This window comes from Mesorhizobium sp. M4B.F.Ca.ET.143.01.1.1, from assembly GCF_004792275.1.
Lineage (GTDB): Bacteria > Pseudomonadota > Alphaproteobacteria > Rhizobiales > Rhizobiaceae > Mesorhizobium > Mesorhizobium abyssinicae.
In genome coordinates, this window is record NZ_SRSR01000006.1 from 308,207 (window position 1) to 321,847 (window position 13,641).

At 66.0% G+C, this 13,641-nt stretch carries 17 protein-coding genes; 9 read left to right on the top strand and 8 right to left on the bottom strand.

Going from position 1 to position 13,641, the window contains the following annotated elements:
- Positions 1 to 66 precede the first annotated feature (66 nt).
- From EN786_RS17440 to EN786_RS17450, 3 genes are all read right to left on the bottom strand, one after another.
- Complete coding sequence (locus EN786_RS17440; RefSeq protein ID WP_127282099.1) at positions 67 to 606, bottom strand: AprI/Inh family metalloprotease inhibitor; 540 nt, start codon at positions 604 to 606, stop codon at positions 67 to 69.
- Between the two features lie 215 nt (positions 607 to 821).
- Positions 822 to 1,265: a VOC family protein gene (locus EN786_RS17445; RefSeq protein ID WP_127282100.1), complete on the bottom strand. Its 444-nt coding sequence runs from the start codon at positions 1,263 to 1,265 to the stop codon at positions 822 to 824.
- A gap of 42 nt (positions 1,266 to 1,307) precedes the next feature.
- Positions 1,308 to 2,849, bottom strand: coding sequence for a hypothetical protein (locus EN786_RS17450; protein WP_127282101.1), 1,542 nt, complete (start codon positions 2,847 to 2,849; stop codon positions 1,308 to 1,310).
- Positions 2,850 to 2,893: 44 nt separating this feature from the next.
- On the opposite strand from EN786_RS17450, the gene EN786_RS17455 reads away from it, so the two are divergent.
- Positions 2,894 to 3,904, top strand: a complete 1,011-nt coding sequence (locus tag EN786_RS17455; RefSeq protein WP_127282102.1) for an MBL fold metallo-hydrolase — start codon at positions 2,894 to 2,896, stop codon at positions 3,902 to 3,904.
- Positions 3,905 to 3,985: 81 nt separating this feature from the next.
- Positions 3,986 to 4,147, top strand: a complete 162-nt coding sequence (locus EN786_RS17460; RefSeq protein ID WP_135908689.1) for a DUF1328 family protein — start codon at positions 3,986 to 3,988, stop codon at positions 4,145 to 4,147.
- Here the strand turns inward: EN786_RS17460 and EN786_RS17465 are convergent.
- Positions 4,140 to 4,349: a hypothetical protein gene (locus tag EN786_RS17465; RefSeq protein ID WP_127282103.1), complete on the bottom strand. Its 210-nt coding sequence runs from the start codon at positions 4,347 to 4,349 to the stop codon at positions 4,140 to 4,142. The two genes, EN786_RS17460 and EN786_RS17465, sit on opposite strands and share 8 nt — an antisense overlap.
- Positions 4,350 to 4,364: 15 nt before the next feature.
- On the opposite strand from EN786_RS17465, the gene dapF reads away from it, so the two are divergent.
- Genes dapF through EN786_RS17495 form a run of 6 tightly spaced genes read left to right on the top strand, consistent with a single transcriptional unit; the run spans position 4,365 to position 10,382 of the window.
- Positions 4,365 to 5,249, top strand: coding sequence for a diaminopimelate epimerase (dapF, locus tag EN786_RS17470; RefSeq protein ID WP_127282104.1), 885 nt, complete (start codon positions 4,365 to 4,367; stop codon positions 5,247 to 5,249).
- A complete protein-coding gene (gene mtaB, locus EN786_RS17475) occupies positions 5,249 to 6,532 on the top strand; it encodes a tRNA (N(6)-L-threonylcarbamoyladenosine(37)-C(2))-methylthiotransferase MtaB (protein ID WP_127282105.1) in 1,284 nt (427 codons plus the stop codon). The genes dapF and mtaB overlap by 1 nt, the downstream gene beginning before the upstream one ends.
- A 13-nt stretch (positions 6,533 to 6,545) precedes the next feature.
- Positions 6,546 to 8,465, top strand: coding sequence for a signal recognition particle-docking protein FtsY (ftsY, locus tag EN786_RS17480; RefSeq protein ID WP_135908691.1), 1,920 nt, complete (start codon positions 6,546 to 6,548; stop codon positions 8,463 to 8,465).
- A gap of 42 nt (positions 8,466 to 8,507) precedes the next feature.
- Positions 8,508 to 9,173 carry a septation protein A gene (locus EN786_RS17485; protein WP_127285872.1) on the top strand — a complete coding sequence of 222 codons (666 nt, stop codon included), beginning with the start codon at positions 8,508 to 8,510 and terminating at the stop codon, positions 9,171 to 9,173.
- A gap of 19 nt (positions 9,174 to 9,192) precedes the next feature.
- Entirely contained in the window at positions 9,193 to 9,813 is a 621-nt protein-coding gene (locus tag EN786_RS17490; protein ID WP_127285873.1) for a pyridoxamine 5'-phosphate oxidase family protein, read from the top strand.
- Between the two features lie 32 nt (positions 9,814 to 9,845).
- On the top strand, positions 9,846 to 10,382 hold the full coding sequence (locus EN786_RS17495; protein ID WP_127310856.1) for an NADPH-dependent FMN reductase: 537 nt from the start codon (positions 9,846 to 9,848) through the stop codon (positions 10,380 to 10,382).
- A gap of 143 nt (positions 10,383 to 10,525) precedes the next feature.
- Here EN786_RS17495 and EN786_RS17500 read toward each other — a convergent pair whose 3' ends face one another.
- Positions 10,526 to 11,446 carry an SMP-30/gluconolactonase/LRE family protein gene (locus EN786_RS17500; RefSeq protein WP_127285875.1) on the bottom strand — a complete coding sequence of 307 codons (921 nt, stop codon included), beginning with the start codon at positions 11,444 to 11,446 and terminating at the stop codon, positions 10,526 to 10,528.
- Between the two features lie 271 nt (positions 11,447 to 11,717).
- On the opposite strand from EN786_RS17500, the gene EN786_RS17510 reads away from it, so the two are divergent.
- Positions 11,718 to 11,885, top strand: a complete 168-nt coding sequence (locus EN786_RS17510) for a hypothetical protein (protein ID WP_127285877.1) — start codon at positions 11,718 to 11,720, stop codon at positions 11,883 to 11,885.
- 161 nt (positions 11,886 to 12,046) lie between these two features.
- On the opposite strand, the gene EN786_RS17515 is transcribed toward EN786_RS17510, so the two are convergent.
- The 3 genes from EN786_RS17515 to ccmB form a co-directional block, all read right to left on the bottom strand.
- Complete coding sequence (locus EN786_RS17515) at positions 12,047 to 12,631, bottom strand: DsbE family thiol:disulfide interchange protein (protein WP_127285878.1); 585 nt, start codon at positions 12,629 to 12,631, stop codon at positions 12,047 to 12,049.
- Positions 12,628 to 12,819 (bottom strand): heme exporter protein CcmD, encoded by a 192-nt coding sequence (gene ccmD / locus EN786_RS17520; RefSeq protein WP_127285879.1) that lies wholly within the window; start codon positions 12,817 to 12,819, stop codon positions 12,628 to 12,630. The genes EN786_RS17515 and ccmD overlap by 4 nt, the downstream gene beginning before the upstream one ends.
- Positions 12,820 to 12,932: 113 nt before the next feature.
- Complete coding sequence (ccmB, locus tag EN786_RS17525; protein WP_127285880.1) at positions 12,933 to 13,598, bottom strand: heme exporter protein CcmB; 666 nt, start codon at positions 13,596 to 13,598, stop codon at positions 12,933 to 12,935.
- Between the last annotated feature and the right edge of the window lie 43 nt (positions 13,599 to 13,641).

Genomic DNA, 13,641 nt, shown 5'->3' on the forward strand with positions numbered 1-13,641 from the left:
CGCGCAATTGGAGCGGTTAGGCGACTCTTTCGAACGCTGAACCGCCTCAAGGGCGGCGGTTTCGCCCTACCTGGTAAGCGAGATCGGCAGGCCGGTGGAGGTCTGGCCGTCGAATTTCTCGCCGCCCGAGGAATAGAGCTTGGCCAGCGTGCCGCCATTCTCGTCATAGAGGGTCAGCTGCTTGCCGGCGACATTCCAGGACTTGATGCCGTCGATCGGCGCCGGGCAATGCAACGGGCCGGCACGGTAGCCGGCGCCGAACTTGGTCTGCGGCGTCGCCACCTTGCAGCTCTGGCCGGAAACGCTGGCGTTCCAGACACCGGCGACACTGGCCGCGGTCAGGTCCGGCGCCCCTGCGGGCGCGCTTCCATCCGGCGGCAGCGAGGCGACCTGGCTGTTCGCCGGCGCGGTTGGGAACTGCGAGCCGTCGGCGGTGCCGGGAGCCGCCGGCGGCGGCAGCTGGTTTCCGGTCACCGTGCCGGCGGGCGCGGGAGTCAGCGGCGCCGGCTGCTGGTCATCCATCGACGAGAATCGCGATGTCGAGCAGCCGCTTGCAATCAGCGCGGCCAGCGATACGGCCACCAGACCGGTCTTCGAAAAAGTCATTCCTGCCTCCGTCGGATCCGGCTGGGGGGACGCCGTCCGCGCAATCTCTCCCTCCACCAAGATGGAGAAGGTGGCAGAATTTCAACCCGATATGGTTAAAATAGGGTTTTCGGAGCAATTGTTGCAATTTTACCGCAACAGGCGTGTGACCCTCGAAGGCCTGCTTGTGGCGCGCCCCGAAGAAGCCCGTCGTGCTCGGCAAGCCCGACGCATCCCTAAGCGGAAAGCGCCGCGCTCGGCACGAAGACATAGCCGTCCGGACCGACGACATAGCATTCGCGCAGGCCATGCGGCTTGTCGATCGTGCCGGCGAGCACGATGTGGCCGAGATCGCGCGCCCGCGCCTCGATCGCATCCGGATCGGCGCCGTAGAGACGCAGCTCGATGCCCGTCCCGCGCGTCTCGGCGCCCGTGATGACGCCGCTCATCTCATTGTCGAGATAGGAATGGTCGGCATGCAGCATGAATATCGAGCCCAAGAGCTCGATCGCCGCGAAATCCTCGTCGGCATAGACGATACGGGCGCCAAGCACGTCGCGGCAGAAGGCCTCCATCGCCGCCATGTCGGTGACCAGAAGATTGACGCCGATGCCGCGCGGCAGCGAGCGGCCGAAATCCTCGGCCTTCATCCACGGTGTCTTGGTCCGCTTCATTGCCATCGTGCTGCCCTCGGAAATTACAGGGATGTCGCTGGAACGGTCTCAGCGCGGTTCGAACCGGTAGAGCCGTTGCGCGAGCGCCACCGGGGGCCGCAGCAAGTCGGCGCAGCGGCGGTCCAGGTCGAGCGCCAGCTGATGAGCTCTCCCCACTGCCGTCTTCCAGTCGCCGGCTGTTTTCAGAAACCCCACCGCGTCTGCGGGGCGATCGGCCGCGATCATCAGATCTGCGGCGACGATGCGATCGTCTGGTGAAATGGTTTCGCCGGCCTTCAGCTTGCCGGCCAATCCGACCCACTGCTCCCAGGGGAAGGCCGCCGCCAGCTGTTTCGGGCGAGGGGGCGCTTCGGTCTCACCGCCTTGCATGAAAGGCGCCAAAGTAAACCGCGCCAATGCCCTTTCGACGAAAGACTCGGCCATTTCGCCTTGCACATCGGAGATGCCAAAGCCAGCCAGGATACTCTCTCGGTCTTTGCGACCGAGAACATAGTCGAGCCCATCGAGCATGGCCGCCGTGACGGCATCGGGATTGTTGATCGGGTCGAGCTGTTTTGCCGCGATCCGCGCATTGAGGCCTTCAGCCACCGTTGTGCCGACGCGCAGGTCGCCGCTGTAATTTATCACCTGCAGCAGCATCGCGGTTTGCGGAGCATAGGCTACAAGCCGCCCGACCTTCCGCAGAACGGCGCCCAAATCATTCTTGCGGTCGATCGCCTGGACTTCCGCCGGCTGTTTGGAAATATCGAAGGAAGGACGAAGATCGGCCGCGTGGAGCGCATTGCGTATGAACTGCGCGCGGTCGTCCTTTTTGGGAAGCGCCGTGGCCGGAAGGCGATCGAGGGCGGAAACGAAGTCAGTAAGATTGTCCTCGAACGCCCGCACATCGAGGGCCAGCCGCCAAATTCCTGCATCTTCCGCTCTCTTGGCAAAACGCGACTTCGCCTCGTCATCGAGGTCGGCCAGTGCCTGCGCAATCCCCGCCGCGCCGACCGATGCGTTGTTGGCATCGGATGCCTGCCAGCGCGCCAGTTCACCCAGCAGCCACTCGCCGCCATCTTCGGTGACAAGCGCGCGCCAGGCAGATTGGCCAAGCTGTGGCACAATCGACTGTGCCTTGGGCAGCGGTTGCATGCCGGCAATCATCGCCGCCCGATCCGGCGTTGTTGCATAGGCAAGCCTGAGTTCGACAATGCGAAGCGGCGGGTGAGTGCGTTTTTCCAAACCCGCCAGAAGCGCCGAGCCCTCGGCGTAGGCAAGGCCGCCATAGCGTATCTTAAGATAGGCCGCGTCATCGCCAAAACGATCGCGCCAGAAATTCGGGAACGTTGCCGGTTCGGCGAGCAGGAAATCGCCCGCGTCCAGGATGGCTGGCGTGTGAGCACAAGCGCCGGGCTGCGTCTGCGCGGCAGCCGGCGCTATCGGCGCGATCCCCATGATCGTCGCCACGACTGCAAGAACTGCTTGCCGACGCATGGTGGCCCCCTCCATTCCGCCGAGCGATCGTATACCGGAAATCATCGCCGGCGCCAGCGCGCGGCCTTTGGCCAGGGCATGCACCCGTCCCCAAATGCTTGCGCCAGATGGCATCGATCCTATCTTGCAAGGAGCAGAAACATGCCGGAGCCGCAACCTTGGCCGCAAGAAAGAGAGCCGCCAACCGCTATTACAGCGGCCCGCCAAGCGACCATTTCGACGGCACTCTGTTCTTCAATCCCGACGGCAAGCCGCCCGGCCGCTTCGCCGATCTCTTGAAATGGCAGCTGAGCGGCGAGCGCGCGAAATGGCCGGCGGCCAATCCGAGCCCGTTCCATCAGGCGAGGCCCGACGAGCGCGTCGACAGCGGCGCGCTGCGGCTCACCATGGTCGGCCATTCCTCGCTGCTCATCCAGACGGCGGGGCTGAACATCCTCACCGATCCGGTCTGGTCGCAGCGCGTCTCGCCGCTTTCCTTCGCCGGGCCGAAACGGGTCAACGCGCCGGGCATCGCCTTTTCCCAGTTGCCGCCGATCGACCTCGTGCTGGTCAGCCACAACCATTACGACCATCTCGATCTCGCCACGCTGAAGCGGCTGAAGGCAAAGCACGACCCGCTGGTGATCACGCCGCTCGGCAACGACGCCATTATCGACGCCGCCGTGCCCGGCATGCGGCTCAGCGCGCATGACTGGGGCGGCAGGATCGACCTCGGCAAGGATGCCGCCGTCCATGTCGAACCGGTGCACCACTGGTCGGCCCGCGGCACCCGCGACCGGCGCATGGCCCTCTGGGCGGGGTTCGTGGTCGAGACGCCAAGCGCAAAAATCTATTTCGCCGGCGATACCGGCTTCCATGGCGGCGCCAACTACCGGCTGATGGCGGAGAAGCATGGCGGTTTCCGCCTCGCCATCCTGCCGATCGGCGCCTATGAGCCGCGCTGGTTCATGGAGCCGCAGCACCAGAATCCGGAGGAGGCGGTGCAAGGCATGAAGCTCTGCAACGCAGCCCACGCCGCCGGCTGCCACTGGGGCACTTTTCAACTCACCAATGAACCGATCGACGAGCCTGCCCGCAAATTGGCCGAGGCGCTCGACGCCGAGCGCCTGCCGCGCGAGCGTTTCCGCGCCTTGCGGCCGGGCGAGGTGTGGGATGTGCCGGCCGCCTAGCCCGGAACCTGAGCCGACCACAGGAACCCAAGCCGACAAGAGGCGTTGATCCCACAACGCAATTCGGCTGGGAGCCTTCCCATGATCAAGTGGATCATCATCCTTCTTATTGTCGCCGCCGCAGCGAGCCTGCTCGGCATGCCGGCATTGGCAGGTGCGGCCGCCACCGGCGCGCGCGTCCTGATCGGCATCGTCCCCGTCATCTTCCTGCTGATCGTGCTCGGCGTCTTCGCGGTTACTTAGGTTCGGCATCTTTGCCGTAACCAGCCGCGTCGTCTTCGTCGTGGGCTAGGCCCGACCTCTTCGTCGTGGCCGGTTCGGCATCTTTGCCGTAATCAGCGGCGGCGTCTTCGTCGTCGCCAAGGCGCGACGTCTTCGCCGCCGCTTCAACCGCGCCGCACTGGTAATTCCCGCCCGTTTCCGCCATATAGCGCCAAACGGACATGGAATGACCGGCTAGATGGCAGGCACCGCCCCCTTCGCCAAGATGAACGGCATCGGCAACGAGATCATCGTTGCCGATATGCGCGGCCGTGCCGATCGGGTGACGGCGGCGGCGGCGATCGCGCTCAATGGCGACGCCGCGACCAAGTTCGACCAGATCATGGCGATCCATGACGCCAGGACGCCCGGCACCGCCTACTATATCGACATCCTCAATTCCGACGGTTCCGGCGCGCAGGCCTGCGGCAACGGCACACGCTGCGTGGTGCAGGCGCTGGCCGCCGAGACCGGCCTGAAGGCTTTCACCTTCGAGACCCGCGCCGGCATCCTCAACGCCGCGGAACATGCCGACGGCACGATCTCGGTCGACATGGGCACGCCGCGCTTCGGCTGGCAGGAGATCCCGCTTGCCGAGGAGTTCCGCGACACCCGCATGATCGAGCTGCAGATCGGCCCGATCGACGCGCCGGTGCTGCATTCGCCCTCGGCAGTCTCGATGGGCAACCCGCACGCCATCTTCTGGGTCGACCGCGACGTCTGGTCCTATGAGCTCGACCGCTTCGGCCCGCTTTTGGAAAACCATCCGATCTTCCCCGAGCGCGCCAACATCACCATCGCTCAGGTCACCTCGCCCGAAACCATGGTCATCCGTACCTGGGAACGCGGCGCCGGCCTGACCAAGGCCTGCGGCTCGGCGGCCTGCGCCGCCGTGGTGGCGGCCGCCCGCACCAAGCGCACCGGCCGCAGCGTCTCGCTGATGACGCCCGGCGGCGGCTCGCTGCATGTCGAATGGCGCGACGACGACCACGTCATCCTGACCGGTGCCGCCGAATGGGAATTCTCCGGCAGCTTCGACCCCTCGACCGGCACCTGGGCCCGCGACACCGAAAGCGCGGCCTGATGGCAATAGACGTCGTCACCTTCGGCTGTCGCTTGAACACCTATGAATCCGAGGTGATGCGCAAGGAGGCGGAAAGCGCCGGCCTCGGCGCGCTGAAGGGCGGCGCCGTCATCTTCAACACCTGCGCCGTCACCGCGGAAGCGGTGCGCCAGGCCAAGCAATCGATCCGCAAGGCCCGCCGCGAGAACCCGCACGCCCGCATCATCGTCACCGGTTGCGCGGCGCAGACCGAGCCGCAGAACTTCGCCGCCATGGGCGAGGTCGACCTCGTGCTCGGCAATGAGGAGAAGCTGAAGGCGAACTCCTATCGCGCGCTGCCCGATTTCGGCGTCAACGACACCGAGAAGGCGCGCGTCAACGACATCTTCTCGATGCGCGAGACGGCCGGCCACATGGTCGATGCGATCGAAGGCCGGGCGCGCGCCTTCGTCCAGGTGCAGAACGGCTGCGACCACCGCTGCACCTTCTGCATCATCCCCTACGGCCGCGGCAATTCGCGCTCGGTGCCGATGGGCGCCGTGATCGAGCAGGTCAAGCGGCTGGCCGGCAATGGCTATGCCGAGATCGTGCTGACCGGCGTCGACATGACCAGTTTTGGCGCCGACCTGCCGGGCGCCCCGAAGCTTGGGAAGCTGGTGAAGACGATCCTGCGCCAGGTGCCCGACGTGAAGCGGCTCAGGCTGTCCTCGATCGATTCCATCGAGGCCGATGACGATCTGCTGGACGCCATCGCCACCGAGCCCCGGCTGATGCCGCACCTGCATCTGTCGCTGCAGTCGGGCGACGACATGATCCTGAAGCGCATGAAGCGCCGCCATCTGCGCGACCAGTCGATCCGCTTCTGCGAGGACGTGCGCAAGTTGCGCCCCGGCATTGTCTTTGGCGCCGACATCATCGCCGGCTTCCCGACCGAGACCGAGGCGATGTTCGAGAATTCGGAAAGAATAGTCGAGGAATGCGGGTTGACGCATCTCCACGTCTTCCCGTTCAGCCCACGCGAAGGCACGCCCGCTGCGCGCATGCCGCAGGTCCGCCGCGAGGTGGTCAAGCAGCGCGCCGCCAGGCTCCGCGCCGCCGGCGAGGCGGCCTATCGCCGCCATCTCGCTGCCCTTGCCGGCACGCGCCAGTCGATCCTGGTCGAGCGCGACGGTCTCGGCCGCACCGAAGGGTTTACGCTGGCCGCCATCGACGCCGGGACGCCGGGCGAGATCGTCGAGGCCATCATCACCTGCCATGACGGTGCCCGCTTGATCGCGGCGCCCCTGGCCGCCCGCGCCGCCTGAGAAAAAGCAAAGCATGGCCGGTTTCTTCAAGAAGATATTTTCGTTCGGCAAGAAGGAAGTCGTCGAGGAACGCGTCGACGAGACCGCCCCGCTGCCGCCGATCAAATGGGACGCGCTCGAGGCGCTGAAGCCGGCGGCCGAGCAGGCTCCCCACCCTGATGGGGAGGGTCCCCACGAAGTGGCGGCGCGGGGTGACAGTGCCGACGCTGGTGCCAGTCACCCCCACCCCCGAGCTGCGCTCGGGACCTCCCCCATCGAGGGGGAGGTAGAGGCCGCGCCCCAACCGGTTCCGCAAGAGCCGAAGCCCGCACCGGCTATTCCACAGCCGCCGGAGCCAATCGTTCCGTCCGAGCCGGAACCTCTGCCGGAGCCCCGCCCGGAAGAAGAGCCGAAACCCGTTCCGCAAACGCCCGAGCCACCGGCGCCGGAAGAAGTGCCGCCGGCACCACCGGAACCAGCGCCCGAGCCGCAGCCCCAAGAGGTGCCTGCACCCGCGCCGGCCGAGCCGGAAATTGTCCCGTCGCATCCGGAACCGCAGCCTGAGCCGTCGCCGATCGAGGTGCCGACCCTGCCCAGCGAAGTCCCTGCCGATACGCCGTCGCCGATCGAGATTCCACCGGCCGAGGCATCTTCTATCGAGCCATTTTCAGAGGTCGGCGCCGCCCCTCATCCGCCTGCCGGCACCTTCTCCCCGCATAGTGACGGGGAGAAGGAAGAAGTGCCAACGCCGACGCCCCCCTCTCCCCGTCCTTCACGGGGAGAGGGTAAGGGTGAGGGGCAGCGCCGACCTCCACAGGATTTGGCGTCACTGGAGCCTGCTCCGCCGGCGGAAATCTCTCCTCCTATTCGCCAGCCTGCGCCGGTCGAACCGGAGCGGATCCTTGCCGAGATTGCACCCGAGCCAGAAGCCGTCCCCGCGCCGCAGCCAAGGCCCGCGCCGTCCGCCGGCAAGGTAACCGTCGCGAAAAAGGTCGAGCAGAAGGCCGAGGTGCAAAAGGCGCCGGAGCCGGCGCCGCGGCGTTCCTGGTTCCAGCGCATGCGCGACGGGCTTGCCCGCTCCTCGCGCGAGCTCTCGGGCAACATCGCCGGCGTCTTCACCAAGCGCAAGCTGGACGAGGACACGCTGCAGGACCTGGAGGACGTGCTGATCCGCGCCGATCTCGGCCTGGAAACCGCGCTCCGCGTCACCGATGCGCTGGCCTCCAGCCGCTACGGCAAGGACGTCTCCGACACGGAGGTGCGCTCGGTCATGGCGGCCGAGGTGGAGAAGGTGCTGACCCCCGTCGCGCTGCCGCTGGAGCTCGACCTCAGCCACAAGCCGCATGTCATCCTGGTGGTCGGCGTCAACGGCACCGGCAAGACCACGACCATCGGCAAGCTGGCCGCCAAGCTGACCGATGGCGGCCTGTCGGTAATGCTCGCCGCCGGCGACACCTTCCGCGCCGCCGCGATCGAGCAGCTCAAGATCTGGGGTGAGCGGACGAAATCGCCGGTCATCGCCTCCAAGCTCGGCGCCGATGCCGCCGGCCTCGCCTATGACGCCTTCGAGAAGGCCAAGGAGGCCGGCTCCGACGTGCTGATCATCGACACCGCCGGCCGGCTGCAGAACAAGGCCGAGCTGATGGCGGAGCTCGAGAAGATCGTGCGCGTGCTCGGCAAGCTCGACCCGGAAGCGCCGCACACCGTGCTGCAGACGGTCGACGCCACCACCGGCCAGAATGCGCTCAACCAGGTCGAGATCTTCCGCAACGTCGCCGGCGTCAACGGCCTGGTGATGACCAAGCTGGACGGCACGGCGCGCGGCGGTATTCTGGTGGCGATCGCGGCCAAGCACAGGCTGCCGGTCTATTTCATCGGCGTCGGCGAACAGGTCGACGACCTCGAACCTTTTTCAGCCAGCGAATTCGCCAGGGCGATCGCTGGCGTGGCTTGAACGATCCCAAAAGCGCCGACTTTCGGGACAACAAGGACTTCCATGAACATCCTCGAACGCGACCCGTCCGACCCGCAGAAACAGAAGAAGGAAGGCGTCAACCCGGCGCTCAAGCTGCTGCTCGAGCTCGGCCCGCTGCTGGTGTTCTTCTTCGCCAATGCGCGCGGCGAATGGCTGGTGCAGAAATTTCCGGCGCTGGGCGAGCTCGGCGGACCGATTTTCGTCGCCACGGGCCTGTTCATGGGCGCCACCGCCATCGCGCTGATGGCGTCCTGGCTGCTGACCCGCACCTTGCCGATCATGCCGCTCGTGTCGGGTGTCGTGGTCTTCGTCTTCGGCGCACTGACGCTCTATCTGCAGGACGACATCTTCATCAAGATGAAGCCGACCATCGTCAATACGCTGTTCGGCGGCGTGCTGCTCGGCGGCCTGTTCTTCGGCAAGTCGCTGCTTGGCTACGTCTTCGATTCCGCCTTCAGCCTCGACACCGAGGGCTGGAGGAAGCTTACCTTCCGCTGGGGGCTGTTCTTCCTCTTCCTGGCCATCGTCAACGAAGTCGTCTGGCGCAATTTCTCGACCGATGCCTGGGTTACGTTCAAGGTCTGGGGCATCATGCCCATCACGCTTCTCTTCACCTTCAGCCAGATGCCGCTGATCATGCGCCATTCGCTGGAGGAAAAGGCCAAGGAAGAGAACGCCGGCAAATAGAACTGAGAGGGGGACGGGCATGGAATTCCTCACCACGCGCGACGAGCTGAGGACGATCTACAAGACGCCCCGACCGACCGACGGCCCCATCCGCAAGGAGCTGAAGGCGCTCGACGGCCACTGCCGCTCCTTCATCGGCAAGAGCCCCTTCGTGCTGATCGGCTCCTCCGACGGCGCCGGCAATGCCGACGTGACGCCGAAAGGCGACAAGCCCGGCTTCGCCGCCATCCTCGACGACAACACCATCGCCATCCCCGACCGGCCCGGCAACAACCGGCTGGACACGCTGGAGAACATCGTCCGCAATCCCTCGGTCGGGCTGTTGTTCCTCATTCCCGGCATGAACGAGACGCTACGCGTCAACGGCGACGCCCGCATCACCGTCGATGCCGGCCTGCGCGGGCGGCTGGCCGTCGACGGCAAGGAGCCGCAGAGCGTCGTCGTGGTGTCGGTCAAGGCGGCCTACATGCACTGCGCCAAGGCTTTCATGCGCTCGGATCTGTGGAAGCCGGAGACCTGGTACGACCGCGCGACGCTGCCGACGCTCGGCCAGATCATCCGCGACCAGCTGGCGCTCGCCGAGGCGGCCGGCGACATCGACCGCGAGCTGGACCAGGATTACCGGCAGACCATGTGGTAGCCTCGGGCTCGATTCGCCCGGACAGTTCCCCCTTGCTCAACATCTTTGCCATTTCCGGCAGCCTGCGCGCCGCCTCGACCAATTCGGCGCTGCTCGCGGCGCTGGCTCAAAACGCGCCGGCCGGCTGCCGCGTGACCCTCTATGACGGACTTGGCCGGCTGCCGATCTTCAACCCGGATGACGAGGGCGAGCGCACGCCACCGGAAGCGGCAGCGCTGATCGAGGCCGTCACGGCGGCCGACGGCGTCATCATCTCCTGTCCGGAATATGCCCATGGCGTGCCGGGCGGTCTGAAGAACGCGCTCGACTGGCTGGTGTCGCGCGACGCCGCCGTCGCCAAGCCGGCCATGCTGGTGCACGCCTCGCCGCGCTCGCTCTACGCCCGCGCCGCGCTCAGCGAGATCATGCGCACCATGTCTTTCGTCCTCTTTGAGGAGACGGCGCTGGAGATCGTCCTGATCGGCAAGAAGCCGCCGGAGATGGAGGCGATCTTGACGACGGCCGAGAACCGGCTGGCGATGCGCGCGGCGGTGCAGGGTTTCGCGGCGTCTATACGCAGTCGAACATGAGGTCGTCATCCTGGAGCGAAGCGACGCAGCGCAGACCCTAGGAGCCATGCCGCTACGCTAAGGCATTGCAACGGTTACAGAATTCTGCGCCGTTGCACCGACGTCGAAGGTCACGGCATGGAGGGGCGCTCTCCCGCGAGCCGTCAATACGTCTTGGCGCCGTTGACCATCAGCCGCACCATGTAGAGCGATGTCGTGCCCGCGATGTAAAGGCAGTTCCGCTTGTTGCCGCCGAACACGCAGTTGGCGACGACCTCCGGCACCTTGACCTTGCCGATCAGCGTGCCGTCCGGATCGTAGCAATGGACACCGTCGGCGGCGCTCGTCCAGATGCGCCCGTCCTCGTCGACCCGGAAGCCGTCGAACAGGCCGGCCGTGCAGTCGGCGAAGACCTTTTCGCCGGAGACCTTCTTGCCGCCCTTGCCGACGTTGAAGACGCGGATATGCGCAGGGTTCTTGGCGCCGTGGGTGCGCCCGGTGTCGGCGACATAGAGTTTGCTTTCGTCGAGCGAGAAGGCAAGCCCGTTGGGCCTCACCATGTCGGTGATGACGGCATCGATCTCGCCGCTGTCCGGATCGACCCGGTAGACGTTGCAGGCGCCGATCTCGCTCTCGGCCTTGTCGCCTTCATAGTCGGTGTCGATGCCGTAGCTCGGATCGGTGAACCAGATCGAACCGTCGGACTTCACCACCGCGTCGTTAGGCGAATTCAGTCGCTTGCCGCGCCATTTGTCGGCGATGGCGATGATCGAGCCGTCATGCTCGGTGCGGCTGACGCGGCGGCCCGAATGCTCGCAGGTGACCAGCCGGCCCTGCCGGTCGACCGTGTTGCCGTTGGAATTTCCCGACGGCTGGCGGAACACGCTGACGCCGCCGTCGGTCTCGTCAAAGCGCAGCATGCGATTGTTCGGGATATCCGACCAGACGAGATAACGGCCGGCGGCGAACCAGGCCGGGCCTTCCGCCCAGCGGCATCCGGTGAACAGCTTCTCAACTTGCGCGTTGGAGTTGAACAACCGCGCGAAACGCGGATCGAGGATTTCGTAGTAGTCGGCGGCCGCCATGCATTTCCTCCCGGCATTCAGTCGGTCGCGATCAAGCCAGCCGGCGAGCGATATGGCAAGATCGGTGATGACGGCTTCACCGTCTCTTGAGGCCTTGGCGGCCTTCAATCAGGTTTGCTCGGCGGCAACGGCCGGTTAACCGGCTATGCGTTCAGCGCAATGGTGCATTGCAACATCTTCTTTTTGCAACGCACTATTCCTATGTCATGCTCCGTATCGATCAAGGGAGGAACAATTCGCCGCCAGAACGCGGCACGAAAGGACCCTCGTCATGATCTTCGACAACTTTGTTTCCCGCGCTCGCAGCAGCATCGCCAAGCGCAAGCAGTACAACCGCCTCGTCGCCGAAATCGACAGCTTCTCCAGCCGCGATCTGGCCGACATGCGCGCCGACCGCTCCGAGATGCTCTACCAGATCCACAAGCAGATCTACGGCTGAGTTTTTCGCCCCAACCAGCTCCGCGCCGTCAGGCGCGTTGAGATTCAGGTCAGGCCGAGTCGAGAATGGTGGATTCCGAGAACCGGAGCGGAGCGTACTTAGGTACGTGAGCACCGGAAGCGCGCAGGAAGCCGCGATTCGCAGGCCGCCATCACCTGATATCAATGCGCCGCCAGCGCCTTCTCGATCTGCGGCAAGAGCAGAGTTTCCGCAGATTCGGCCGTGATCGGCCCGACATGCTTGTAGGCGATCTTGCCGTCCTTGCCGACGACGAAGGTCTCCGGCACGCCGTAGACGCCCCAGTCGATCGCCGCCCGGCCCGCCTCGTCGACACCGATCGCCTGGTAGGGATTGCCGACCTCGCCGAGGAATCGGCGGGCGTTCGCGGGCTCGTCCTTGTAGTTCAGCGCCGCCAGCACGAAACGCTTGTCCTTCGACAGAGCGAGCAGCACCGGATGCTCGTCGCGGCACGGCGCGCACCACGAGGCAAAGACGTTGACCAGCGTGACCTTGCCGGCGAAGGCCTTCGAATCGAGCCCCGGCAAGGCGCTGCCTTCCAGCGGCGGCAGGTTGGTCTGCGGCGCCGGCAGGCCGATCAGCGCCGACGGCACTTCCGACACGTCGCGGCCGGACAGAAGCTGCGACAGGAACAGCCCCGCCAGCCCGAGGAACACCAGCAGCGGCAAAAGCACGAACAGGCGCCGCCACCGCGCCGGCGTTGCGGTCTCCGTGCTCTCGCCGCTCATGATTTCGCGCCCTTGTCCTTGACGGCCTCGGCGCCCTTGTCGGAGCGCCGGCGCACGCCGGCGGCTTCCAGCTCGGCAAGATCGCGCTTGCGGCCGCGCTGGTCGATGAGGATCCATGCGACCAGCCCGGCCAGCACCAGCGCCGTGATGGCATAGGCGGCCGTGACATAGAGCGCATGCGCGCTCATGGCAGCCGCTCCACGTGGATGCGGCTTTCCGGTCCGGCCATGTTGCCCTGTTCGATCATGCTTTCCCTTAGCCTTGCCGTTCCAGCTTCGCAATCGGCCGCCGCGCCGCAGCCTCAGTCCGTCCCGTGGCGCAGTGCCAAAGCCGCCGCCAGCGGTCCGAGCACGGCAAGAAACAGCGTCAGCGCGGCAAGAATGAGGAAAGGCTGCAGGAACGGCGCCGGGTCGGCCACCGCGCCATAGCTGGCCGAAACGCCGAAGATCAGCACCGGAATGGTGAGCGGCAGCACCAGCACAGAGATCAGCAGCCCGCCGCGCGGCAGCGCCACCGCGACCGCGGCGCCGGCGGCGCCGATGAAGGTGATGGCCGGCGTGCCGACGAGAAGCGTGAGCGCCGTGGCGCCGATGCCGGCCGCCTCCATGTTCATGAACAGCCCCAGCAAGGGTGCGGCGACCACCAGCGGCAGCACGCTTCCCGCCCAATGCGCCAGGCATTTCACCAGCACCATCAGCGCCAGCATGTGGCGATCGTGGCCCAGCACCAGAAGATCGAGCGAGCCGTCCTCGCGGTCGGCCTGGAACAGCCGGTCGAGGCCGAGCAAGCAGGCAAGCAGGGCGGCGATCCACAGGATCGCCGGGCCGATGCGGGCAAGCAGGTTGAGATCCGGGCCGACGCCGAACGGGATGGTGGCGATGACGGCGAGGAAGAAGATGACGCCCGTCAGCGCCCCGCCACCGGCGCGGATCGAGAGGCGGATGTCGCGCAGGAAGAGGGCTAGCATGGGTTGAGATGCCTGCGCCCAGGCCCCCCTCTCTGGCCTGCCG